The 23200-nt window shown below is 61.6% G+C and carries 20 protein-coding genes; 5 read left to right on the forward strand and 15 right to left on the reverse strand.

What is annotated here, in order from left to right; genetic code table 11:
* Nucleotides 1-118: 118 nt before the first annotated feature.
* Entirely contained in the window at nt 119-502 is a 384-nt protein-coding gene (locus C0V75_RS21300; RefSeq protein ID WP_256377175.1) for an ester cyclase, read from the forward strand.
* 582 nt (nt 503-1084) lie between these two features.
* Nucleotides 1085-1828, forward strand: coding sequence for a hypothetical protein (locus tag C0V75_RS21305; protein WP_101923000.1), 744 nt, complete (start codon nt 1085-1087; stop codon nt 1826-1828).
* Nucleotides 1829-1959: 131 nt separating this feature from the next.
* On the opposite strand, the gene C0V75_RS21310 is transcribed toward C0V75_RS21305, so the two are convergent.
* The 6 genes from C0V75_RS21310 to C0V75_RS21335 form a co-directional block, all read right to left on the reverse strand.
* Nucleotides 1960-2634, reverse strand: a complete 675-nt coding sequence (locus C0V75_RS21310; protein ID WP_101923001.1) for a response regulator transcription factor — start codon at nt 2632-2634, stop codon at nt 1960-1962.
* Between the two features lie 114 nt (nt 2635-2748).
* On the reverse strand, nt 2749-4335 hold the full coding sequence (locus tag C0V75_RS21315) for a cell wall metabolism sensor histidine kinase WalK (RefSeq protein ID WP_158241922.1): 1587 nt from the start codon (nt 4333-4335) through the stop codon (nt 2749-2751).
* A gap of 139 nt (nt 4336-4474) precedes the next feature.
* A complete protein-coding gene (locus tag C0V75_RS21320; protein ID WP_101923003.1) occupies nt 4475-5278 on the reverse strand; it encodes a polyphosphate polymerase domain-containing protein in 804 nt (267 codons plus the stop codon).
* A gap of 32 nt (nt 5279-5310) precedes the next feature.
* Nucleotides 5311-6219, reverse strand: coding sequence for an esterase-like activity of phytase family protein (locus tag C0V75_RS21325; RefSeq protein WP_101923004.1), 909 nt, complete (start codon nt 6217-6219; stop codon nt 5311-5313).
* Nucleotides 6216-6791 carry a DUF4956 domain-containing protein gene (locus C0V75_RS21330; RefSeq protein ID WP_254216563.1) on the reverse strand — a complete coding sequence of 192 codons (576 nt, stop codon included), beginning with the start codon at nt 6789-6791 and terminating at the stop codon, nt 6216-6218. Before C0V75_RS21330 ends, C0V75_RS21325 begins: the two co-directional genes overlap by 4 nt.
* 777 nt (nt 6792-7568) lie before the next feature.
* Entirely contained in the window at nt 7569-8438 is an 870-nt protein-coding gene (locus C0V75_RS21335; protein WP_101923005.1) for a LysR substrate-binding domain-containing protein, read from the reverse strand.
* A gap of 146 nt (nt 8439-8584) precedes the next feature.
* Between C0V75_RS21335 and C0V75_RS21340 the strand changes: the two genes are divergently transcribed.
* Together C0V75_RS21340 and C0V75_RS21345 are read left to right on the forward strand one after the other, a co-directional pair.
* On the forward strand, nt 8585-10105 hold the full coding sequence (locus C0V75_RS21340) for a trimethylamine methyltransferase family protein (protein WP_101923006.1): 1521 nt from the start codon (nt 8585-8587) through the stop codon (nt 10103-10105).
* A 7-nt stretch (nt 10106-10112) separates the two neighbouring features.
* Nucleotides 10113-12527, forward strand: a complete 2415-nt coding sequence (locus C0V75_RS21345) for an FAD-dependent oxidoreductase (protein ID WP_101923018.1) — start codon at nt 10113-10115, stop codon at nt 12525-12527.
* A gap of 93 nt (nt 12528-12620) precedes the next feature.
* On the opposite strand, the gene C0V75_RS21350 is transcribed toward C0V75_RS21345, so the two are convergent.
* The 9 genes from C0V75_RS21350 to C0V75_RS21390 form a co-directional block, all read right to left on the reverse strand.
* Nucleotides 12621-13943 (reverse strand): MmgE/PrpD family protein, encoded by a 1323-nt coding sequence (locus C0V75_RS21350; RefSeq protein WP_254216564.1) that lies wholly within the window; start codon nt 13941-13943, stop codon nt 12621-12623.
* Nucleotides 13944-13965: 22 nt separating this feature from the next.
* A complete protein-coding gene (locus C0V75_RS21355) occupies nt 13966-15324 on the reverse strand; it encodes a cytosine deaminase (RefSeq protein WP_101923008.1) in 1359 nt (452 codons plus the stop codon).
* 26 nt (nt 15325-15350) lie between these two features.
* Nucleotides 15351-16394, reverse strand: coding sequence for a PotD/PotF family extracellular solute-binding protein (locus C0V75_RS21360; RefSeq protein ID WP_101923009.1), 1044 nt, complete (start codon nt 16392-16394; stop codon nt 15351-15353).
* Between the two features lie 98 nt (nt 16395-16492).
* Nucleotides 16493-18139 (reverse strand): ABC transporter substrate-binding protein, encoded by a 1647-nt coding sequence (locus C0V75_RS21365; protein ID WP_101923010.1) that lies wholly within the window; start codon nt 18137-18139, stop codon nt 16493-16495.
* A gap of 49 nt (nt 18140-18188) precedes the next feature.
* The gene (locus C0V75_RS21370; RefSeq protein ID WP_101923011.1) at nt 18189-19592 is read right to left on the reverse strand and encodes an FAD-binding oxidoreductase; all 1404 of its coding nucleotides are present in this window, start codon (nt 19590-19592) and stop codon (nt 18189-18191) included.
* 124 nt (nt 19593-19716) lie between these two features.
* A complete protein-coding gene (locus C0V75_RS21375) occupies nt 19717-20502 on the reverse strand; it encodes a creatininase family protein (protein ID WP_101923012.1) in 786 nt (261 codons plus the stop codon).
* A gap of 8 nt (nt 20503-20510) precedes the next feature.
* Nucleotides 20511-21107 carry an NAD(P)H-dependent oxidoreductase gene (locus C0V75_RS21380; RefSeq protein WP_101923013.1) on the reverse strand — a complete coding sequence of 199 codons (597 nt, stop codon included), beginning with the start codon at nt 21105-21107 and terminating at the stop codon, nt 20511-20513.
* On the reverse strand, nt 21107-21925 hold the full coding sequence (locus C0V75_RS21385) for a DMT family transporter (protein WP_158241923.1): 819 nt from the start codon (nt 21923-21925) through the stop codon (nt 21107-21109). The genes C0V75_RS21380 and C0V75_RS21385 overlap by 1 nt, the downstream gene beginning before the upstream one ends.
* 59 nt (nt 21926-21984) lie before the next feature.
* Entirely contained in the window at nt 21985-22680 is a 696-nt protein-coding gene (locus tag C0V75_RS21390) for a type 1 glutamine amidotransferase (protein ID WP_101923015.1), read from the reverse strand.
* A 147-nt stretch (nt 22681-22827) separates the two neighbouring features.
* Here C0V75_RS21390 and C0V75_RS21395 point away from each other — a divergent pair, with 147 nt between their 5' ends.
* Complete coding sequence (locus tag C0V75_RS21395) at nt 22828-23127, forward strand: RidA family protein (RefSeq protein ID WP_101923016.1); 300 nt, start codon at nt 22828-22830, stop codon at nt 23125-23127.
* Nucleotides 23128-23200 lie beyond the last annotated feature (73 nt).

Here is a 23200-nt window from a genome sequence, read left to right on the forward strand (position 1 = left end):
TTGACCCCCTCGCGCTTCGCTCGGGGGAGGGTCACATGGGTCAAATCTCAATGGAAATCTTCGGCCGAACCGGGTCAGCTCTCAGTGGAAATCAACAGACTACAAGGAACGGATCCGCATTTTCTACGAAACCTTCAACCAGAACGACCCGAACCTTCTGGACCAGATCATCGCCGAGGACTGGGTCCACATTCCCGCCGGTCAGGGCGAAGAGCCGGGCCGCGAGGGCTTCAAGAAGATGATCCCGGGCTTTGCTGCCACCTTCGCCGACGGGAACCTCGTGATCGAGGACATCGTCCAAGAGGGCAACAAGGTCGCCGTCCGTTCGACCTACACAGCCAAACAGATCGGTCCCTTCGCCGGTTTCCCGGCCAAAGGCCGCGAGTTCACCATCATGACGATCGACATCCACGAGTTCAACGAGGAGGGCATGGTCCAGACCACCTGGCACCTTGAGGACTGGCTCGGCGGTCTCTTCCAGATGGGCGCGTTCGAGCAGTAATCAGAAAGCCTGAAATTCAAACCATGGCCCGGAGCGAAAGCCTCGGGCCTCTTGCTGTTCTGATAGCGCTTTTTGGTTCTTGGTGGAATTGAAGGGATGACTTACCCCTAAATCACATCCCTTTTGTTGCTACGGGTACCGACGGTCCGCTTTCCGCCCTTCGCTCATTCGCCGCGCTGTCTCGAAGGTCACGCGATACCAATCGACGGTCCCGGTGATCCCGTTCGGCGCGCGCAAACTGTCGGCATCAATGCGGCGTTCTTCGTGGGTAACAGCACCTGGGTTCACGGACCGGATTCGTGCCCCAGTTCCTCGCGTGGGGGGCTCGAGTACGGGCGCATGGAGATTCTTCTTCAAGACTGTCCCCCTCCTTCAGCTGACCTAAGGTTTGTGCATTTCCGCGCAGAAACGGCCAACTCACGGGCAGATCTGTTCGTCCAGTTCCTTCAGCGGGAAATGCGGGGCCGCAGGCAGAGTGAGCGGCAATAATCCCTTGTTCAGCAAGCGGGGTTGGGTCATCCTTTTCCGCACCTCAGGAAATTATCGGAGAGTTTTTTCAAACAATCAATGTGAGGAAAAGAAATGCAAAAACTGATTTTGGCACTTGGTCTCTCGGCACTTCTTCCCACCTTTTCTATGGCGGCAACGGTCTTTGAAGCCAGCGCAACATCAACTTTCGGTGTTACCTCTGCTGATCCGGGACTGACCTTCGCTTATTCGGGCACTCTAGATCTTGGCGTGAATGCATTTGGCAGTTTTGGGGGTTTTGCCTCAGCAAACCCTTCTGGCGCGAGTATCCCTTTTGTCCCCGAAGATTTTGACCCCACCGCCAGCCTCACTTTCGGGCTCTCAGTTAATGGCGCCACTGGCACGAACCCTGATCTCGACAGCGGGGCCAGTGCTTTCTACGAACGCACGGCCACCTTCACGATCTCCAATACGTCGGAGTCACGCCTTGGTGCTACGGTCTCGATTTTCTATGACCTCTTCACCGAGGTGACCAGCGATGGCCTGCTGGGCGAGTTACCTTTTTCGCAGGCAACATTCTCCATCCTCGGCGATGCTGTAGCCAACGCGACGATCATTCTCACCAAAGGCTTGCCGTTGACAGTCGCTGGCACCGAAACCGGAAGCCTGAGCCAGTCCCTCGACACGTCTCTCTTCCTCGAAAGCGGGCAAAGCAGGACGCTGACCCTAAAGCTGCGCGCCGAAGGAAACACGGCGGCTTCTGCCGTCGCCCCGGTCCCGATTCCAGCCACTGCGCCACTTCTGGCGGCCGCCCTATTGGGTGCGGGCATGCTGCTCCGTCGACGCCGCGCCGCTTGAGTTGAACTGTCGCGTATCAACTGGCCGAAGTAGGGGGCAACGTCATGCGAAGTGACGTTCGGGCCGTAAGAGTGCCGATGAAAGCGCGGCGTATCTTGTCCTGTTGCACCCCATGATATGCTGCAGCGTGCTTAAGGGTCCAGACGGTAGCCATAGTTCCGGATCGTCGCGATCATCGTCTGGCCCGGCGCCGGTTTGCGCCGGATGCGGCTGATCGTGACGTCGACCACATTGGTCAGAGGGTCGGCCTCAAGCCCCCAGACGGCGTTCAGCAGCCGTTCTCGGGCGAGCACGCGGCCTGGGTTTTTCATCAAGAGCACCAGTACGTCCCGCTCCTTGGTGGACAGGTCAAGCTCGACCCCGTCCTGCGTCAGCCGCATCGAGCCAGGATCGAAGGCCAGTGGCCCGACCTTCAAGGGCTGGGCTTCCCCTTCCGGCCCCCGACCGGACCGTCGACGGTGGAGAGCCTCGATCCGGGCGACGAGTTCGTCAAAATCGAAGGGCTTGGCAAGATAATCGTCTGCCCCGCTGCGCAGGCCGGTGACCCGATTGTCGGTCGAACCGAGCGCGCTGAGCATCAGGATCGGAACGTCGTTGCGGATCGCGCGCAGGTGTCGGCACAATTCCTCGCCCGACATTCCAGGCAAAAGCACGTCGAGCAGCACCAGATCATATTGGCCCACTTGCAGCAGGGCCAGACCGTCTTCGGCGCTGTGCGCGGTCTCGACCACCCAGCCTTCGGTCCGCAAGCCCCGGCGCACAAAGTCTGCGACCCGAGGTTCGTCTTCGATCATCAGGATATGCATGGTCGTCCGCGTCCCCGTTTCTTGCAGCCGACCCTGGCACCCATCACGCAGCAGGGGGCCTTCCAGACCAGCCGATCTGTCATCGTTCTGTTATCAACGTGTTACGTGGAGGTTTTATTCCGCCTTGCGGTTGATCGCAGAAGCGGGCGGTGTCGGTGCTTCCCGCAGGCCTGCGACGAAGCTGAGCCGCACCACAAGGCCTCCGCTCGCTCGGTCGGACAGATCGACGCTGCCGCCATGCGCCGTCATGATCGACCGCACGATCGGCAGGCCGAGGCCGGTGCCCTCGACCCCGGTGCTTTGGGCGCCAGAGCCACGGAAGAAGCGGTGGAAGGCCTGATCCTTTTCGGCATCACTCATGCCGGGGCCATCATCTTCGACCACGATGGCAAAGCCGTCGCTGCTGCGCTCGACCCAGGCGCGCACGGTCCGCCCGCCATAGCGCAGCGCATTGTTCATCACGGCAAGCAGGCATTGCCGCAAGCGCACCGGATCGACCCGCGCAGGGGCCGGGCGGCCCAGACGCAGCACCTCCACACGCGCTTGCGCCAGTCCCGCTGCCTCGACCAGGGCCGCGTCCAGATCGACGTTGCGCAGGTCAAGCCGCAGCTGCCCGGCCTCTTCCCGCGCGACGAGCAGCAGGTCCTCAACGATTCGGTTGGAATGCCGTGCAGCGTCGCGGATGCGCGAGAAGGACTCGGACGATTGGAGAGGGTCATTCAGGCTGCTGCGGAGCGCAATGTCGGCCTCGCCCTGAATGATGGTGAGCGGCGTGCGCAGCTCGTGACTGACATCGGCCATCATCTGGCGCCGACTGGCTTCAGCCTGTTCGAACCGCGTGAGGATCGTCTGCAGTTCAGATGTCCGCTCGTTGACGCGGGTTTCCAAGGTACGGGCTTCGTGCCGCAGGTCTCGTTCGCGGGTCGCGATCTCGACCGCCATCTCGGACAGGGTGACCGACAGTTGCCGCAACTCCAGCGCGCCCCGGGGCGCGATGACCCGGCCATAGCTGCCGTTTCGATAGGCCTCTGCCCCTTCCACGAGATCGGCTAGCGGATGCATGACGCTGCGCCGGTAGACAAGACCGACCGTCGCCGTTGCCAACAACATGGCGCCAAGGATCAGCCCTGCCAGAACGGCCACTCTCTGACGAAACTCGGTTGACCGCTGCGTGGCCTCTTCAACCTCTTCGCGCTCACCGTCCAGCGCCACTTCGATCAGTTCCGACAAGGTCTTGTCGATGTCGCGGTCGAGAAGGCCGATCAGATCCTGTGGAAGCAATGCGCCGGGCGCGTTGTCACGAGGCAAAATCTGGTCATAGCGGGTGCTGATGGAGTCGATGGTCCGTTCCAGGGCGGAGAGGAGCCGCAGTTCCTCAAGCTCGCGCTCGCCATCAAGCTCGATCTCGCGGGCGATGATGCGCTGGATCTCGGCCAGATTGCCGTCGATCTGTGCCTTGACCTCGGCCTCGAGGGCAGAGCGGTCGCGATCACCGATCAGGAGGGCGTCGGCCTTCTCCTTGAACAGCCGGTAAAGGTTCGACTGCAATTGCAGGTGTTCGGCCTGCGATGCGCGGGCCAGTGCGATGCGCTCGGACACCTTCTGTGTTTCGATGACAACCCAGAAGGTCAGGCAAGCGGCAGCCACCGCGCCTGCAAGCAGCACGGAGGCCAGAAGCGAAAGCAGGGTCGACAGGCGCATCGGGACCGCACCCTCGTGCATCTGTTGCTTGGCGGCACTCACCACCGTTGACCCTCTAAGTTATTGCCGAGGCATGACAGGCCCGTGACAGCCTGCCTGCACGCGTTCGCGGTTACAATGACCAAACACTGTCCGCGCCTTAGGCCGCGATTGACACCAGCAAGGCGGTCGGGATTGCCGCAGAGAGGTTCAGCTTGCGCAAGGCTGGCAGGAACCGGTTGTGGCGGTCCACCATGCCAAGCGCCGCCATGCCAACACAGTACTTCGAACAGTTCTTGGTTGGATGCAGATGCTCGCCCCGCAGGATCTTGTCGGCGATGCCGTTGCCGCGCGCCGACTTGGTTTCAAGGATGAACATGTCGGGTGCGGCCTCCCTTTCGGCATGTGCCGCGCGAAAGGCGAGCCTTGTGTCGATCGTCATTCGTTCGCCCCCTTCGCGGGCGACCAGCGTGATGCGTTCATATTCCATACCGATCACCGGGATCAGGTGGCGACCCAGCGGCGTGCCATACATCTCTGCGTGGCAGGCGTCGATAAAGGCAAGGCTTTCGTCACAGAGGCTGCGGCTGGGGCGGGCCAGCTTCAGCCGCTTCTTCACCGTTGCGTCGCGGAGGTCCTTCAGCTTCACCTCCAGATAGCTGAAGCCTGCGTCCACATAGTTGCGGATGCGCACTTTGCAGCGCTTGCGGCGCCCCTGATGATGGTCGTGATAGGCCTGCGTCGCCGGATCGTCGAAATAGTCGGTGGCGTAGGTGAAGGCGCGCTTGCCGCCGATCTCCAGCACGTCGAACAGTTCGGAAAATCGCTGGAACGCGGGCAACAGGCGATCAGCCGGGACGATGTACTTGTTGTCCAGCCGCTCCAGCATGGCGGCCTTGGCGTTCAGCCCGTCGAGGGAGATGGTGCCGAATGTGCTGAGGGAAGCGGCGATGCGGTGGTCCATGGCGTGTCCTTTCAGGGCGGGTTGGGGGGATGTCATTCAACGGCGATCAGCGCGAAGACCGACCGCAGATCACCGCCGACCTTGTCGTCGCTGACCAGTAGGAGCAGACCATCGCCAAGGGCGGCGATGCCTTCGAAATCGGCATCTTCGATACCCGGAACGGAGACCGGGTAGGTCGTGCCCGTGCAGGCCCGCGCCGACTGGCACGCAACGTGATCAAGGATGCGCAGGTAAGGCCGCAGCGCGTCTGTGATGTCGTCGCGCGTGCGTCCCAGAAGGAAGATGCGACCCTCCGCCGCCTCCATCCCCTTGATGCTGACCGACTCGGGGCCGTCAATGACCAACGGCCAGTCACCTGCCAGCGCGGTGCGCAACGTGTGGTCGTTGCGCTCAAATCCCAGCTGAGGCTCTTCCGTCATGGCCAGAAAACCGGTCGTCTCCGTCCAGGCCAGCGCCTCGACACCATCTTTCTCGCTTGCTTGCCGCCCAGTGTCGCGCAGCGCCTCGGGAAGCAGCTCGTCGCGTAGCCACGTGCCCATGGTGTCGAAGACCATCAGGCGCGCCGTCGTCTCGTCCACGATGGCGAGGCTTCCATCCGGCAGCACTGCCGCCGCCTCGGGCGAGACGCCTTCGTCGCGCAAAGCCCGACCGTCTGGCCCGGTCAGGACATGGACGGACACCACCTCGACCGCCGCCAGATCCTCGCCCGTAATGGTGACCGCCAGCCGGGCGAGATAGCCGCGGTCCGACACGGCAATCAGCCCGTTCCCGTCCGGCGCCGCGACAAGGGCCGAGAACTCGCCGATCTTCTCGCCGTCGATCTTGGACTCTCCCAGGATCAGGTGGTCGAGAAGGCGCACGGACTGCGACCAAGCGGGGGCGGCGTGGAGGATGGATAGAAGCGCCGCAGACAGGCCAAGGGTATGAAATTGCAGGGTCATTTGCGGTAGAACACGTTGATCTGGGCCATGTCGGTGATGTAGTTGAGCGCGGTGATCTGATAGCTCATCACCTGCACCCCCAACCGGGCCGACAGGGCGCTGCGCATCTTGGCCGGGTCCGACAGGGCATCGGGGTCGATCTTGTCGAGCGTGACCTTGATCCCATCCACTGATTTCAGGATGCGCGGGTGATCGAACAGGTAGGCGCCCAGAAGCACCAGCCCGACGACGACACAGACGAAGGGCAGCGTAGTTCCCTGGATGGAACAAATCACCGCGATCGAGATAGACCCGAAGAAATAGGTGATCTCGATCTTGGAAATCTGTTCCGACCGGAGGGTGAAGAGCGCAAGGATCGCGAAAAGGCCGAAACCCGCAGCCAGCGAAAACTCGACCGAACCCAGGATCGACAGAACCCCGAAAGCAAAAATGTTGAACAGCGACGCCGCGGTGACAAGTTCCTTGTCGCGGTAGCGCATGTAGAACATGCCGAAGATCAGCACAGTCATGGCGGCGAGGTTGATGGCAAAGCGCAGGATCAGGCCTGCATCGAGGAAATCGAGAGTCATCATCAGGTCCCTTCGCATCCGGCAGATGTGCCGGTGATGCTGTGAACCTAGCGACGAAGGATGGGGTAGGACTTGCGGCGACGTTACAGTTTCATGACAGCGCCATGAAACCTGCATGAACCCGACGGGTCAGGGTCGGGTCAGTCATGCTGTCCATTGACATCACCTCATTTGCCAGATGCAGCCGGTGGACTGTCGCGCCGCGTCGAGAGGATGGGACATTTCCCGGCGTTGGTTGCTCTAGATAAAGCAGGAAGGAGTGAACCCGCACGATGCATCGCGTCTGTCCGCTTTCCGCCCCCAGCGACCGCACGACCCAGCCGATTAGGCGTCTAGCTGCCTCAGGCACTGGCAGTCGATCAGGGCGGAAAGCGGCCATTCGCGGCATTGTGTGCCGAGGTCCAAGTTTCGGACATAGCGGATGTTTGCAGCTGCAGCAAAAATGGTCACTCTCCTACACGAGAGGCGGTGCACCTGCTTTAACCGCACAGAAGTGTCACGGCACCTATCGCGGAGCCCTCTGGTGAGCAGACCCTCGTGCATCCAACTTACTTCCGGCCGCCGATTGATCGCCTCCGCGGCGAGCAACTGATGACGGCTGTATTCTTGCGGCGCTGCGCGACCATCTTTCCGCAACCTTCACACAAGGCTTGCGCGGCCATAAGCATTGAACGGAGGCACACGATCTGGAAGAGGCACTATGCGCGCCTTCAGCCTGTGCCTTCTCGTAGGTCTTGGTTGTCTTGTCCTCATGCGGCCGGAGCGCGTTCGACGGGTTGCCTAAATCTGTTTCAACAGGAACTGCATGAGCTTTTCGCTTGCCCTTGTCGGGCTCAATTCGCCGGGCCGCAGATCATAGCCCCAGCCGCTCGCGATTTTGCCGGGGAACGGCTCGACGAGCAAACCGCGCTGCACATGGACTTCTGCCAGTGAAGCCAGCGTCACCGCACAGCCCAGGCCGGCGATGGCCATTTCCAAGGCCACGTTGGAACTGTCCGTCTTCAAACCCTGAACAAGTGGCAGGTCGGGGATTCCGTGATGGCGCGCAAAGGCCTCCCACAGTTCCTGTCGGCCAAGGATATGGATCAGGCCCTTCTTCAGGACATCAGCAGGGACGCGCATGGGGTCAGGCCCAGTCAGGAAATCGGGCCGACAGACCATGACCAATCGCTCTTCACCCAGGCTTTCGCCGACAAGTGGTTGGCTGACATGGCGGGGAATGATCCTTAGATCGACAATCTGTTCGGTGGATTCCGCCCATATCGTCGCGTGGACTGTGACTTCGACCTCTGGATTCTCAGCCCTGTAAGCGCTCAGACGCTCGGGAAGCCAATTGGTGGCCAGGCTTGCCGGACAGGCAATCGTAACCTCCTTTCGGTGCCGGACGGTCTGCACTTGCCCTGTGGCGACATCGATCTGCGCCAAGGCGCGTTGAAGTGCCGGAAGGTAAGCTGATGCGACTTCAGTGAGTGCCAGGCTACGAGGTGCGCGGTAAAACAGCGGGCGTCCGATAAACTGCTCCAACGCCCGCACATGGCCGGAGACTGCGGCCTGAGTCATGCGCAGCTCCTCTGCCGCCTTTGTGAAGCTGAGGTGGCGGGCAGAGGCCTCGAACGACCGGATGTAATTCAAGGGGGGCAGATACTTCATCGCGTCTCTCCTGCCAGCAGAGTAGTCGATCCCTTACGGTCCGGCCACTGACTATGCCCCAGAATAACTTGGGTTCAGGCCCCCGTTTCGGTTTCGTGACTCTGTTTTCTGAGGATTTACGCTCTGGCAAAAGACGAGGGAATGCGATGCGGGAAGCAAGACGAGGGCGGCGCGAAAAGGCCGGGGCCAGCATCGCCCAGCTTCCATGGGAAGACGTAAGGAACCCCTACGCGCCGATGGAGATGCTGTCCGGCGACCAGATGCAGGACTTGCACGACACCTCGATCCGCATCCTGAAGGAACTTGGGGTGAAGGTGATGGGCGCCAATGTTCGCGCCCTCTTCGCGGCCGCGGGAGCAATGATTGATGACGATGGCCTCGTGCGGATCGACGAGACAATCGTCGAAGCAGCGCTGGCGACAGTACCGCGTGAGTTCACACTTACCCCTCGCAATTCGGCGAAGCGCATTCATCTTGGCGGTGATCATCTGGTCTTCGGCTTGGTGGCGGGACCGCCCAATGTGCATGACCGGGTGAACGGGCGGAGATCGGGGAACCTTTCCGACTATCGGAACTTCATCCGGCTGGCGCATCATTTCAACGCCATCCACATGATCGGCAATCAGGTGACCGCGCCGCAGGAACTGCCCGCCAACAACCGGCATCTTGACACCTATTTCGCCAATCTCACGCTTTCGGACCTGACCTTCCATTGCACAGCCATCGGACGGGGTCGGGCCTTGGACGGGATCCGAATGATGGCCATTTCCCGGGGCATCAGCCTTGAGGAACTGGCCCGAGACCCCGGCGTTATCACCATCATTTCGGTCAATTCCCCGCGGCTGCTGGATGACGCGATGGGCGATGGCCTCATCGCCATGGCCGAGCATGGCCAGCCCGTCACCATCACCCCCTTCACATTGATGGGCGCAATGACACCGGTTTCCCTGCCTGCCGCAATGGCCCAGCAGAACGCCGAGGCACTGTTCGGTGTCGTTCTGACGCAGCTTGTCCGTCCCGGCACGCCGGTGATGTACGGAGCCTTCACCAGCAATGTCGACATGCGCTCGGGCGCACCAGCCTTTGGCACGCCAGAGAACACCAAGGCCAACGTGATCGCGGGCCAGCTGGCGCGGCGATACGGATTGCCGTACCGAACCTCTAATGCAAACGCCTCGAACGCGGTTGATCTGCAGGCGGCCTATGAAACGTCGATGGCCACGTGGGGTGCGGTCATGGGTGGAGCGAACCTGATCTATCACGCGGCCGGGTGGCTTGAGGGCGGATTGACGGCCAGTTACGAGAAGCTGATCCTCGATGTGGAGATCCTGCAGAACATGATGGAGTTCCTGCGCCCGTTGAAATGGGATCCCGAGGAACTGGGCTTCGACGCCATCAAGGATGTGCCGGCAGGCGGCCATTTCTTTGGCGCGGCCCATACGATGGCGCGGTATGAAACTGCCTTCTATCAGCCCATGCTGTCGGACTGGCGCGCTTATGAGAACTGGGTGCTAGCGGGGGCGAAAGAGGCCGGCGATCGCGCGACCCACCTCTGGCAACAGGCGTTGGCAGAATATGAAGAGCCGCCGATGGACCCTGCCATCCGCGAGGAACTGGAAGCCTATGTGGCCAAGCGGCGGGAAGAGATCGGCGATGACGAGCCCTGAGACAAAGCTGAAATCCCATGCCCAAGCCGTTGTGATCGGCGGCGGGCTGGTGGGCTGTTCGATCCTTTACCACCTGACCAAGCTTGGTTGGACGGATGTCGTGCTGCTTGAGCGTTCGGAATTGACCAGCGGTTCAACTTGGCATGCGGCGGCCAACATCCACGGTCTGCACGACCAGACGAACATCAGTCGCCTGCAGCACTACACGATGGGGCTCTACAAGGAACTGGAGGCCGAGACGGGTCAAGGCTGCGGCATTTTCCAACCCGGATCGCTTTATCTGGCCCAGACCGAAGCGCGCGAGCACCAGCTTCGCCTGCAGGCAGCAAAGGCACGCTACTACCGGATGGATTTCCACGAAGTGAGCCGGGAGGAGGCCGAGCGTCTGCACCCGCTCGTGAACTTCGACGGCATCCGCTGCATCATGTATGAACCGCAAGGCGGAAATGTCGACCCGTCAGGCGTGACGATGGCCTATGCTGCAGGCGCCCGGGCACGGGGCGCGCAGATTCACCGCAACTGCCCTGTGACGGCGACGCGGGCACAGCCGGACGGTTCATGGATCGTGGAAACGCCTTTGGGAGAGGTGCACACCCAATGGGTGGTGAACGCTGCCGGCCTCTGGGCACGGGAAGTGGCGGCGCTGGCGGGGATCGCGCTCCCCCTGATTCCAACCGAACACCAGTATTTCGTTACCGAAACCATCCCCGAGATTGCCGCGATGGACCGCCGCCTGCCATCGGTCGCTGACCGGGATGGCGAGTATTACCTGCGGCAGGAGGGCAAAGGCCTTCTGGTCGGTGCTTACGAGCGCGACATGAAGTTCTGGGCTGAAGACGGTACACCCAATGGGTTTGGCCACGAACTCTTTGCCGATGATCTCGAAAGGATCGAACCCAACATGCTGCGCGCCATCGACCGTGTCCCCGCGGTGGGAACGGCGGGGATCAAGCGCGTCATAAACGGGCCAATGATTTGGTCGCCAGACTCGAGTGCACTTTTCGGCCCGGTTCCTGAGTTGCGCAATTACTTCTGCTGCAACGGCATCATCCCGGGGTTCTCGCAGTCCGGGGGCCTCGGGCTGCTTTCGGCAGAGTGGATTGTCGAGGGGGAACCGAAGCTGGACATGTTCGGCTGGGACCTCGCGCGCTTTGGTGCTTGGGCGGGCAAGGACTTCACAAAGGCCCGTGTCCGGGACCAATACGCCAACCGCTTCAAGATCCATTTCCCGAACGAGGAACGTGCAGCGGGTCGACCGGTGCGGACCCGTCCGATCCATGAAAGCCAAAAGGCGATGGGTGGGGTATTCGGCCTGAACTTTGGCTGGGAGCATCCCCTCTGGTTTGCCGCCGACGGCGAACCGAAAGAGGAAACCATCGGGTTCGAGCGGCAGAACTGGTGGGCACCCGTGGGCCGCGAGGCACGGATGCTGCGTGACCGGGCCGGGATCATCGATATATCTAACTTCGCCCGCTATCGGATCACGGGACCGGGGGCCAAGGACTGGCTGGAGGCACTGCTGGCAAACCGGATTCCGGGCGTTCCGGGACGGTCCTGCCTTGCCCCCCTCATCGGCAAACGCGGCGGGATTGCCGGGGATTTCACCGTCACCTGTCTGAGCGGGGAGGACTACTTGATGGTCGGTTCAGGGATGGCCGAACGTTACCACAAGCGCTTCTTCGATGCAGTTCCGCTGCCAGCGGGCACGGTTTGGGAAAGCGCAACCGAAGCAATGGCGGGCTTCAACGTCGCCGGACCACTGGCACGGTCGCTGCTTGGCCGCTTGACCAACGCGGATTTGTCGAATGACGCCTTTCCCTTCATGCGATCGGCGAGGATTGAGGTGGCGGGCGTGTCCTGCATCGCCTTGCGGGTTAGCTTTACCGGCGATCTCGGATGGGAACTGCATTGTGCCGAGGCCGATCAGTCAAGGCTCTACGTGGCCCTTCTGGAAACGGGCAAAGAAATAGGCGTGGGTCCGGTCGGTTCGCGCGCGCTGATGAGCCTTCGGGTCGAAAAGGGCTACGGGTCTTGGGGCCGTGATTATTCGCCGGAATACTGGCCACAGGAAACGGGGTTGGCGGGTCTCATCAAGGCGGACAAGGACTTTCTGAACAAGGCCGCTTGGCAGGCCATTGCGACCCAGCCCCCGCGAGAGGTGCTGCGCACACTGGTGGTCGAGGCGACTACGGCGGATGCGACGGGGGGAGAGCCGATCTTCGACCGGCAGGGCAAACCCGCCGGAAAGGTCTCGTCAGGGGCCTATGGCTACCATGTCGGGCAGTCCCTGGCCCTCGCCTATCTGCGGCCCGACATTGCCGCCGGGTCGGAGTTGCAGGTGATGGTTCTGGGCCGCCCGCATCGGGCGCTGGTGTTGGAAGGGGCCGCCTTCGATCCGGACGGCAAACGGCTGCGGGCGTAACCAGCCACTCTGGTAGCTTCGCCTGCCCTGCCCGATCCGGCAACAAGGACAGTCCGGCGCGCTCTGGATGGAGCGATCCTGCCGACGCCTCACTCAGACCGGGGTCACGGCCAGGTTCAGCAGGCTTTCGATGGGATGCCCATGCCCAAGCCCCTCTGCCGCTTTGCGCAAGGCAATGGCCTTGGCGGCCCCAAGAACCGGATCGGCGCAGGCGTGGAACTTGCCGTGCATTTCATCGCGGCTGACCATCGCCTCAGGGTCGCCACGCGCTTCGGTGGGCGGCGATTCAAGCCGGTTCCCATCCTGAAGAACCAATACGGCATGCGCGAAACGGCGGGCCGGGAAGGCGGCGTTGTAGGCGTCGGATTCAGTGACAAGCATCCCCTCCGCCAGTCGGCGGATTTCAGGGTCGCAAAAGGCCGCTTCGGTGATGTCCTCGGCCCCGATGGTGCCGCGCACGGCGGCGACAGCTGCGGGGAATGCCGTGGAATACTGTGCTTCTTCGGTGGTCAATGGCGTGCGTGTCGCGAGGCGCAAGGACTGGTGGAAGGTCACGATCTCGATCCGGGCGACATCGGTCGAGCGTAACCCGTGGGCCTGCATCAGCGACAGCACGGCCTGAACGGGGGGCTGCGCCCAGCGGCAGACCGGGAAGGGCTTGTAATACTGCTCCATCACCCGCCAAGTGCGGCCAAGGTCGCCCCAAAGGTCGGCCACATCTGCGCTCTCTGCTGTGATCGCAGGCGCCCCGGTAAAGCCGGAACGTGCAAGATAGCCTGCCGAAACCCCGGCCATTCCGCCCCAACCGGAGCCATCCTTCAGCATGGTCGGATGGTCGATGCAGCGCATCATCTGGCTTCGGGGGCCGTGGTATTCGGCGATGCCGAGTGCGTGGCGCGTCTGGTCTGCGGGAAGCCCCAGGTAGCGCGCAGCGATGGCGGCACAGGACAGCGCCGTCCATGCGCCAGTGGTGTGATAGTCGCAGGCCGTGCGGTGCAGCGCTATCCCTGCGCGTGTGCCGATCTCGTAGCCGAGGAGGAGAGACACCATGAAGTCGCCACCGTCCAGCCTGGCCGTCGCGTCTGCCATCGCCATCGCGGCAGGAAGGGCCGCGCAGCCTGCATGTCCTTTGGTCAGGCGATGGCCGTCATGGGCGTCATAGGCGTCGATGGTCATACCACCGGCAAGCGCTGCCCCTGCCGGGCTGACCGGGCGACCGTCCAGGATCATGCGGGCCGGGGTGGAACCGGCGGCAAACTGATCGGCGGCATGATCCCGGACGATCCGGCTCAGGCGCGTGCCGATGCCACCCGCCGCCACGCCCAGCAGATCGACAAGGAAATCTCGAGTACGATCTTGCACCGGCGGGGGAACATCCTTCCAACGCAAGCCATGGATGAAGTCGATCAGTTGCACGGCAGGTTCCCCGGAAAAAGGATCACGATGCAGTGTCAAGCAGCCCGAGGGCCGCTTCAAGTTCATGATGCTGCGGCAAGGGATCGGTCACTTGCCGACCGTTCTTCAACACGATCCGATCAGCCTGATCGCGTGCGAGAATGACGTTGAGGCTGCGGGCCTGAAAGATCACCAGATTGGCCGGAAGGTCAGCGCCGATGCGCCCAAGGTCAGGCCGCCCGATCAGGTCGGCGGGCACACGACTGGCCATGGCAAGGCTGCCGGTAAGGGGCTCGTCTGCCTGAAAGACCCGGATCGCCTGTTTCAGTGTATCCAACATGTCATGATCGCCATAAGCGAACCACGCGTCACGGCAGTTGTCGCCCCCGATGGCCAAAGGCAACCCGGCCGCGCGGATTTCATTCGCCGTCGTGACCCCACGCCAACGAGGTGTGCGGCCCGGCTTTCGATCCATCAGATACATCATCGGTGTCGGCATTGATACAAAGGCAAGGTCGGCCTCGCGGGCAAGGGCCAGAGTCCGGTCAATGACTTCGGGCGGCATCAAAGAAAGATTCACGCAATGGCCCAGAACAACGCGCCCCTTAAATCCGCTGCGCAACCGGGCCTTGGCGATCTCGGGGATGGTGAAAGCGGAGAGGTCTTCGGTCTGGTCGACATGCAGATCGACATCCAGTTCCCGCTCTCCGGCTAAGGCGAAAAGACGGTCGAGCGCCTGACCCAAAGCGTCATATGTGCCGTTCTCGCCGCGATCCAGCGTATCGGTGACCCCGCCAAGGATGCCGCCCATATCCGCTGCAAGGTCGGCAAGCGCACGCGCTTCTGGGCCGATCCACGCCTCCATTGCGCAGATGGTAACACCTTGCAAATCTACCTTGCCTGCCCACTTTGCACGCAGCCGGTCCAATGCGCGCCAATGGCGCTGAGAATAGGCGAGCGTCTCGCTGTCGACATGGCTGCGCAGAGCCGAGACGCCGTGCGCATGGGCGCAACGGATGCCAAACTCCATCCTCAAGTCCAAGTCTTCGTCCGTCCAGCGCGGCCAGTCCTCGGCGGTCAAGGAAAATCCTCCATGAATCGTGCCGTCCGGGCGGACACGGGGGATGGCATGGCCGCAATCGAGATGGGTGTGCATGTCGATGAAGGCGGGCCAAAGGTGGCGCCCTTCCAGGTCGACGCGACAGGCGGTTTCAGGAGCCATTCCTGCCGGGAAGAGTGCCGCGATGCGGCCGTTCTGAACCAGTAGATCCAGAAGCAAAGCACCCTCTGCATCGCGAGTTGCTCCCGGCGGCGGGTCGGCGACCAGTTCGGTCGGAACCCGGGCGTTGGACAAGACAAAGCGATTGTCCTGCGGAATGCGCAGGCCGGTTTCGGGAGGCATAACGTCTTTCTCCTGAAGTTGTCCGGTCAGAACCCGGCCTTGATCCGATCGAAGGTTTCCAGCTGCCTTTGCCGCTGGTCCAGATCGAAGGGGAGTTGCGGCAGGGTCGGTCCGTCGATGGGGCCTAGCCCGGCAGCATCAAGCACAGCAGGATCAAGGGTCTGCATACCTGCGGCATTGGCGTGCCCGTAGCCGATACTGGTGACCAGAACCTCTGCCGCTTCGGGCCGAATCCACGAGTTCACATAATCATAGGCCTTGTCTTCGCTGCCTTTCCCGTTCTTCAGGTTCACCAGCCCGCAGAACCAGGTTGTCACACCTTCCTTCGGGGTGCGCTGATAGCCAACGGGGAAGCCTTCTTTCTGCAGGATGGACAAACCATCCGGCCAGGACCAGGCGATCATGACTTCGCCCGACTTCATAAGTTGCGCCATTTCGGTGGAAGAGTTCACGTAGGCGCGAACGCCGGGGTGGACCTTGCGCAGCCAATCGGCGGCGGTGTTGAACTGGTCGTCCGTCACGTTTGTCCAGTCCGTCACGCCGGTGGCAAGATAGGCCAATGCCCAGACGTCGTCCGAAGCGTTGGGCATGGTGATTTTTCCTGCGTATTTGGGATCGGCGAAAACCTGTAAGGTCGCTATGTCCTCTGCCGGAACCATCTCAGCGTTGTAAGCGATCGCGGTGGCACCCCAGTCGGCCGGGATGATCCAGACCCCTGCCTCGTCCTGGATTATTGGAGAGGCCAGAAACTCGGGCATGATGTTCTTGAACTCGGGGATGCGCGAGACATCCCAAGGCTCGATAAGACCGGCTTCGCGGTATTTGGGCACCATCTGGGCGCAAGGGTGCGAAACATCGGCACCGAAGCCGCTGATCGCCTTCTGGAAGGTTTCGTCATCGGAGGTGACAAAGGCATAGGTCGGCCGAACACCCCATTTCTCTTTGTAGGTTGCATACATGCCTTCGGCATCGAAGCCCGGCCAGTCGGTGACGATCAGTTCCGGGTCATCGGCTTGGACGCTCATGGAAAGCGAGACGGTAAAGCATACGGACAGAAGCAGGCGTGACATCTTCAAGGCAGAACTCCTTTGTTCCGGGGCTGACCGCTGAGAATTGGCAGAGCTCGAAAGCGGCTATGGTGGCGCCTTTGAGCCCCGCCCTTGATCGATCAGGCCTCAAGCCACACGGCGCCGAGGTCCATCTCGAAGGTTTGGTGTATGCGGTAGCCCTTCAGCTTCGGGTTTGAATGCGAATAGACGTTCTGCCAGTAGGGCTGGATCAGGACACCATCGCCCTGCAGCATCGCCTGCAGTTCTGCCATGATCGCACGCCGCGCCTCGACATCCGCCGTGGCCAGTGCCTGTGCCAGCTTCGCGTCGAAGTCTGGGTTTGCGTAGGCGCTTTCGTTCCACGGCTCACCCGAGCGGTAGGCCAGCGCCAGAACCTGAACGCCAAGCGGGCGCATGTTCCAGTTGGTCATCGAGAAAGGGTATTTCGTCCAGTCATTCCAGAAGGTCGCGCCTGGAATGACCGTCCGCTTCATGGCGATCCCGGCATCACGGACCTGTGCGGCGATCGCGTCGCAGGAGGCCTGATGATAGTCCTGATCGATCGAGATGAGGTCGAACTCGAAATCCGCCTTGCCCGCCTCTTCCAGAAGCGCCTTTGCCTTTGCCGGATCGCGCGTCTGCTTGGGCAGTTCTGCGTATTCCGGGTGGATCGGGCTGACATGGTGGTTTTCACCGACCGTCCCAAGACCCGAGATACCCAGTTCCAGAACCAGGGCGTTGTCCACTGCGGCCTGTATGGCCTGCCTGACCCGCTTGTCCGTGTAGGGTTCTTGCGCGACGTTCATGCGCGCCACCACGGTATTGGCAGTTGCGATCGTGTTCCGCGTCGCCCCCAGAGCATCCAACGAGTCGAGGAAGTTCTCGCCCGATTGCTGGTTCAGATCCACCTCGCCCGAAGCCCATGCATTCAGCTCAATGACGGGATCATTCCCGTAATCCGTGAACTCGATGGCATCGAGATGTGCTTCACCGCCCCACCATTTGCCATCCTTGCGGCGCACGACGCGTGCCTTGTTGCCGACTTCGTGGAACTCCAGTTCGAATGGGCCGGTGCCGATCGGATTTGCCGCAAGATTGGAGCCCGTCTCCTCATAGCTGCGGTGAACGATGAGAGCCGGATAGTCTGCCATGTTCGGAATGACGGCGATATCGGGCGTCGCGAGGTTCAGTTGCACCGTCATGTCATCCACTTTGACGATCGCCCCGTCGCGCGCCTTGCCCGTCGCCTCGTCAATCATCGCCGAAAAGCGGGAAGCCATGGAATTGCCTTCTGCCGACTTGTCGCACCAACGGTTTATGTTGAAGACCACATCATCGGCATTGAACGCATCACCGTTGTTCCAGGTCACTCCGGGACGGATGCGCAGCGTGTACTGGGTGGCATCGGCGTTCACCTCCCAGCTTTCCAGAAGCTTGCCCTCAAAGGTGAAATCCTGCGTGTACTTGACCAGCGGCTCAAGGAACTGGCGCGCGAGGTTTGCGATCTGCGACCAGTCTGCAGTGCGGGGGTCCTTCAGGTCCATCACCTGCATGCCCACGCGAAGCGTTCCCCCTTTCACGGGTGTTTCCTGTGCCAAGGCCGGCGCGGGCAGGCCCAGCATCGCATAGGCAGTGGCGGTAGACGCTCCGAAGGCGGTGGCGGTGGCCAGAAACTCGCGCCGTGTCATGGGGTCGCGACCGCCTGCCATAGCGGTACGGGTCAGGTGATCGGGAAGGGGTCGGCCGTTGCGATCCATAAAGGTCATGATGATCTCCTTGTTGGGACTGGGACGGGTGTTCCGCCTCGTTTTGAGTTCAAGTCTGGTGCAGGGCTTCGATGGCTTCGGGAGCCATGTTGCGGACACGCGCCCATTCGCGGCTTTTTGCGCTGTTCAGCAGGCCCAGAGGATCAAGCCGTTTCTTCCAGGCCAGATGGCGGTAGTCGGCCTTCTTCATGCCGCCCTCCTCGATGATGCAGGAATGCGGGTCCGAGGCAGGACATCCATGCGCCTCGTAAAGGCTCATGATCTGATAAAGCCGCTCGTCGGTCGTGTACCTCACGAGGGGCAGGTCGAAGGCAACCAACTGCCCGCCCATGCGCGAGAACTCGTGGTGCATGTAGACGTCATCGCCAAGCACCGCCTGCAGCTCGATGATCTTCGCCACGTTCAGAGGTGCGGGGCAAAGGATCTGCAGGTACGTGACCTTGCGATCGGTCTTGAGCGCCTGCAGCGTGGTGTGGTTGTAGGAAAACTCGAAGGCATGCGGAAGTTTGCGGGCCAGGCGCTCGTCCTCGTCCATAGCAAGATCGATCCGGCCGCCATTTGTCGCAACAAGCGTTCTAAAATCCTCCATCTGGCCGCGCGGCACCAGAGTCACCAGCATCGGCCGCCCTTCGGGAACGATCTCCTTGAGCCGGTCGAAATAGCGGCCAATCCGCGCGTCGAGTGTGGAGCAGAGCTTGCGTCGGATGTGAGATGCCGCCAGGGCCATCCCAGCCGCATAGCAGGCGGAATAGCTGTCGAAGGTGGCGATGCACCCTATCCAGTCCTCGGTCGGAACTGTCCGCAGCGTGAGTTCGGTGATGACGCCGTTGATGCCCCACGCATGGTGGATCATGTTGATCTGTTCACCCGTGAACACCACTTCCCGCGGCGTCTCTTCAGCCGAGAGAACGCGGATTTCGAGGATGTTGCCCGCATCGCGCAGCATCCCGTGACTGACCGTGCCGATCCCGGCGGATCCTCCTGAGATGAAGCCACCAATGGTCGCTATGTCTTGTGTTGACGGGAATACAGGCAGTTCCCGGCCCCGTTCTTTCAGTGCGGTGTTCAACTTCAGGATGTTGCAGCCCGCCTGGACGCGGACGAAGTCGGGCCCGATTTCCAGCACCTCGCCCATCGCGGTTGTATCGATGATCAGACCGCCGTCCATCGGAACGGACTGTCCGTAATTGCCGGTTCCCCCGCCGCGAAGCGTCACAGGGACGTGGTGGCGTGCCGCCAGGGAGAGGCACCTTGCCATCTCGGCGGGGGATTTCGGCCGTGCGACCAGATCGCCGAAGCAGGTCTTGAGACGGCGGTCGAGGATCGGGGAGTACCAGAAGAAATCGCGGCTGCGTTTGCGGACCAGAACCGGTTCGTCGATCACCTCGACCGGGGCAAGATCTGCCGCAAAGGCAGCCCAGTCGATAGTGGTCTTTCCGGAGATGCTGGCCATGTTCGGCTTTCAGGATAGGGGCTGTCCGGAAAGCGTAAGTCCGTGGGCACCAGTGTTCACGCAAGCAAAACGGGGACGTGACCCAAAAGGATTCGACGTCATCAATTGGAGTGGAAGATTTAGGTCAGCCGGGAGTGAACTGCGCGAAGGTGCCGACCAGTCGGGCCAGTCTTCTGGCAGCGACATCGAGCAGAACCTCGCCCTTTGCCGCCGTGGCTGCGGCGGCGTTGCCGACTGCGCCCTTGGGGTTAAGATCACCCATCAGCCAGCCGGGACGGAGAGGTGCCATGCCCAATCCCAAGTCAGGGTGATCACGGTGCCAGTCAAGGTGCGCAGAGCCGAAGCTTTCAGCCAAGTCCATGCGGACACGTTCCGGGTGGGCGGCAAGCATAGCCGACGTTTCGACATCCCCGGCATGCAGGCCGTTCGCTGCTTCGGCCTCCCCCACCACCGCTTCCGTTTCGGCCAGGTCATCCCACGCGACATGCGCTGTGATGAGGCCGGTCTTTGCTCGCAGGTCGCGGCAGGCAACATCCAGTATGGATCGGTTGCCCCCATGTCCGTTCAGGAAAATTAACCGGGAAATCCCGGCGCGATGCACCGATGCGGCAACGTCGTGCAGAATGCCCAGAAGCGTGGCAGCTGAGAGGGACAGCGTACCGGCCCATGCCTCATGCTCAGTGCTTTTTCCGATCGCTTGCACAGGCAAGGCTAGCACCGTCAGATCACGGGGGATCAATGGCAGGGCGCGCGTCAGAACGGCAAGTGTCAGATCGCGGTCGACCGAAAGAGGCAGATGTGGACCGTGCTGTTCCACAGCGCCGATCGGAAGGATTGCCACGGCCTTCGCCCGGTCGAGCGCGGCGAAGTCCATGACGGTCAGGTCGGCCCAATGCCCGATATGGCCCATGCGGCCTCCTAAAGCGGAATGCGCCCAATACGGGCGCGGACCCGATCGATGTAGCGTCGACGCGCAAGGTCTGCCCGCTCTTCGATCGCGTGAAGGCCAAGCCAGAAGGTTCGTGTCCGGGCATTCGTGCAAAAGCGCAAACCGCGAAGGATGATCTTGCGCCCCGGCGCGCCCATGAGGAATGTCCAGAACCACCACGGTGAGCCGAAGGTGGTGATCACGCCGATCAGCCGGATGTTGGCCAGCGCCGGTCGGAGGCGTTGGCCTTCCTCGTGTAGCGTGAAGGCAATTCCCGGCCGCCATACCCGGTCCATCCAGCCTTTCAGGATCGCGGGCTGCGCGTACCACCACGTCGGATAGACGAGGATCAGCCCTTCAGCCCATTGCAGCGCCTCAACATGCTGGACCAGATCCGCAGGGATAGGGACATCTTCGGTGTAGCCGCGGCGCTCTTCGGCGGACATCACCGGATTGAATCCTTCGCCGTGAAGATCGATCAGCCGGACATCATGGCCTTGGGCACGGGCGGTTTCCAGAGCGGCTGCGAGAAGCGCAGTGTTGAAGCTTTCGGGCACCGGATGGGCATGGACGAAGAGCAATCGCATCAGGTGGGGCTCATAGGCTGGGTCACGCGGCGCAAGGTGTGCAGCGTCACAGTGACGATGATCACTGCCCCGCCGATAAGTGTCATTTGGCCCGGGTTCTCGCCGATCACCGCCCACACCAGCAAGGGGCCAAGGATCACCTCCAAGAGTGTGATCATCGTCACTTCCGGCGCTGGCAGGTAACGCGGACCCAGCATCAGCAGGCCGGCGCCACCGGGCAGGACGATTGCCCCGGACAGGAAGATCAGCATGGCCTGCTGGCTGCTGACGGGTTCGAAGTCGGCAAACGGAACGGCCAGAAGCCCGCCAAGGATCGACCCCAGTGCCAGATGTGGCAGCATGTTTCGACTGCCGGTCGTCCGGAGAGTGACGTAGTAGGCGGCGATGGTCAGCGCATTTATCAGCGCAAACCCATCCCCCAGAAGCCGCCCGTGACCAAGACTGCCCGAGCCGATGATCAGAACACCGGCGAACACGAGAGCGATGGCAAGTGCTGTCGCGCGGTCGATGCGCTCCTTCAAGAAGAAGAACGACAGGATTGCAGCGAGAAACGGGGCGATGGCCAGAACCAAGAGCGCGTTGGCGGCTGACGTATACTGCATGGCCGAACACCAGCTGAGCACGCCGCCCGCGTTCAGCCCGATGATAAGCAGGCCTTTTCGGTCGAACCATTCACCCCGTCTGGGCATGGTCTGCGGGGCGAGGATCATGTTGCCGAGGAGAAAGATGCTGCCCGCAAGTAGCCCCCGCCAGAACGCAAGCGCCAGCATGTCGCCCCCGATCAGCCGCATGATCAGCGCGTCTGGGATGAAGATCATCACACCGGCAAGCGTAACGACGATGCCGAAAGCCTGGGGATTCCGCTGGGCTAGGGATGTCATGCAGTACCAAAGAGCTTTCGCAGGAAGCTGTAGAACCAATCGGCTTGTCGCGCGTCTGCCTCAAGCATCAGCGCGTCCTGCTCTGCTCTGGTCTGAACACCGGGCTTGCCATAGGGCGCCCATGCATTCGCCTGCCAGCGCCGGAAGCCTTCGATGGTGCATTCTGGGTGGAACTGGAAGGCATAGGTCTTGTCGCCGTAGCGAAAGGCCTGATTGGGATACATCGGGCTAGAGGCGAGATGCACGGCCCCTTCGGGAATGGCGAAAGTGTGGAAATGCGCCTGCGTCATATGCAGCGTTTCCGGCAGGAAATCGCGACCCTCGGAAGTGGGCGAGATGGGGTAGTAGCCGAACTCGTGGACCGGCTGATCATAAGGCCCGACCTCTGCCCCAAGGACGCGGGCGATTTGCTGTGCGCCCTGACAAAGGCCAAGAAGGGGGATACCCGCAGCCATGCACCCCCTGATCCAGTCAGCCTCTTCGTTCAGGAAAGGGTGCTTGTCTTCTTCGAAGACATTGAAAGGCCCTCCATAGACAACCGAACCTGCAACATCCGGACCGGGCAGCCCCAGCTTGTCGCCCTTGAAAGGGCGGCGAAAGACCGGCTCGAACCCGCTCTGTACGGCAAAGGTCACGACCCGGTCGTCCGGTGGATCATCGCCATGACGAACAAGCACGATCTTGCGGGACATGAGTTTCTCCTGTCGGGACTGGCGCGAGTTTAGTGCGAACCCGGTCCGGTTTGGCAAAAGGAAAACGGGGGTGTGATGATCGGTTTTTTTGCCGGGCGCGGGTTGGTGCTTGGGGCATGCTAAGTGCTGACAACCGTGAGAGACGCCATGCGCCCCCTGATACCTTCGACAATTGCAGCACCACTTGCGCGCTATGCGCACGGTGTCCTGCTCCTCAGCGTGGACAGGATCATCCGGACATCGGGCCAGTTGGGCCTCGCTCCCGATGGCACTGTGCCGGAGAGCATGGACGAACAGGCCGCGGTCTGCTTCGCCAACATACGCGCAATCCTTGCCGAGGGTGGAATGGGAGTGAAGGACATCTGCCACATCTCAGCTTGGCTGACGGACCGTAACGACTTGCCGGCCTACATGGCGGCAAGAGTGTCAATCGGCACGCAAAACTGACCCCCTATCGGCGTCCAAAATTGACCCCTCTTTGCGTCGTCGAGATCAGGGCCTGAGCCGACGGAACTGATCA

This window comes from Tabrizicola sp. TH137, from assembly GCF_002855575.1.
GTDB lineage: Bacteria > Pseudomonadota > Alphaproteobacteria > Rhodobacterales > Rhodobacteraceae > Paragemmobacter.

Coding starts and splice junctions, on each gene's coding strand:
- C0V75_RS21305 (WP_101923000.1), top strand. CDS start 1,085: ATGCAAAAACTGATTTTGGCACTTGGTCTCTCGGCACTTCTTCCCACC.
- C0V75_RS21310 (WP_101923001.1), bottom strand. CDS start 2,634: ATGCATATCCTGATGATCGAAGACGAACCTCGGGTCGCAGACTTTGTG.
- C0V75_RS21315 (WP_158241922.1), bottom strand. CDS start 4,335: ATGCGCCTGTCGACCCTGCTTTCGCTTCTGGCCTCCGTGCTGCTTGCA.
- C0V75_RS21320 (WP_101923003.1), bottom strand. CDS start 5,278: ATGGACCACCGCATCGCCGCTTCCCTCAGCACATTCGGCACCATCTCC.
- C0V75_RS21325 (WP_101923004.1), bottom strand. CDS start 6,219: ATGACCCTGCAATTTCATACCCTTGGCCTGTCTGCGGCGCTTCTATCC.
- C0V75_RS21330 (WP_254216563.1), bottom strand. CDS start 6,791: ATGATGACTCTCGATTTCCTCGATGCAGGCCTGATCCTGCGCTTTGCC.
- C0V75_RS21335 (WP_101923005.1), bottom strand. CDS start 8,438: ATGAAGTATCTGCCCCCCTTGAATTACATCCGGTCGTTCGAGGCCTCT.
- C0V75_RS21340 (WP_101923006.1), top strand. CDS start 8,585: ATGCGGGAAGCAAGACGAGGGCGGCGCGAAAAGGCCGGGGCCAGCATC.
- C0V75_RS21355 (WP_101923008.1), bottom strand. CDS start 15,324: ATGCCTCCCGAAACCGGCCTGCGCATTCCGCAGGACAATCGCTTTGTC.
- C0V75_RS21360 (WP_101923009.1), bottom strand. CDS start 16,394: ATGTCACGCCTGCTTCTGTCCGTATGCTTTACCGTCTCGCTTTCCATG.
- C0V75_RS21365 (WP_101923010.1), bottom strand. CDS start 18,139: ATGACCTTTATGGATCGCAACGGCCGACCCCTTCCCGATCACCTGACC.
- C0V75_RS21370 (WP_101923011.1), bottom strand. CDS start 19,592: ATGGCCAGCATCTCCGGAAAGACCACTATCGACTGGGCTGCCTTTGCG.
- C0V75_RS21375 (WP_101923012.1), bottom strand. CDS start 20,502: ATGGGCCATATCGGGCATTGGGCCGACCTGACCGTCATGGACTTCGCC.
- C0V75_RS21380 (WP_101923013.1), bottom strand. CDS start 21,107: ATGCGATTGCTCTTCGTCCATGCCCATCCGGTGCCCGAAAGCTTCAAC.
- C0V75_RS21385 (WP_158241923.1), bottom strand. CDS start 21,925: ATGATCTTCATCCCAGACGCGCTGATCATGCGGCTGATCGGGGGCGAC.
- C0V75_RS21390 (WP_101923015.1), bottom strand. CDS start 22,680: ATGTCCCGCAAGATCGTGCTTGTTCGTCATGGCGATGATCCACCGGAC.
- C0V75_RS21395 (WP_101923016.1), top strand. CDS start 22,828: ATGCGCCCCCTGATACCTTCGACAATTGCAGCACCACTTGCGCGCTAT.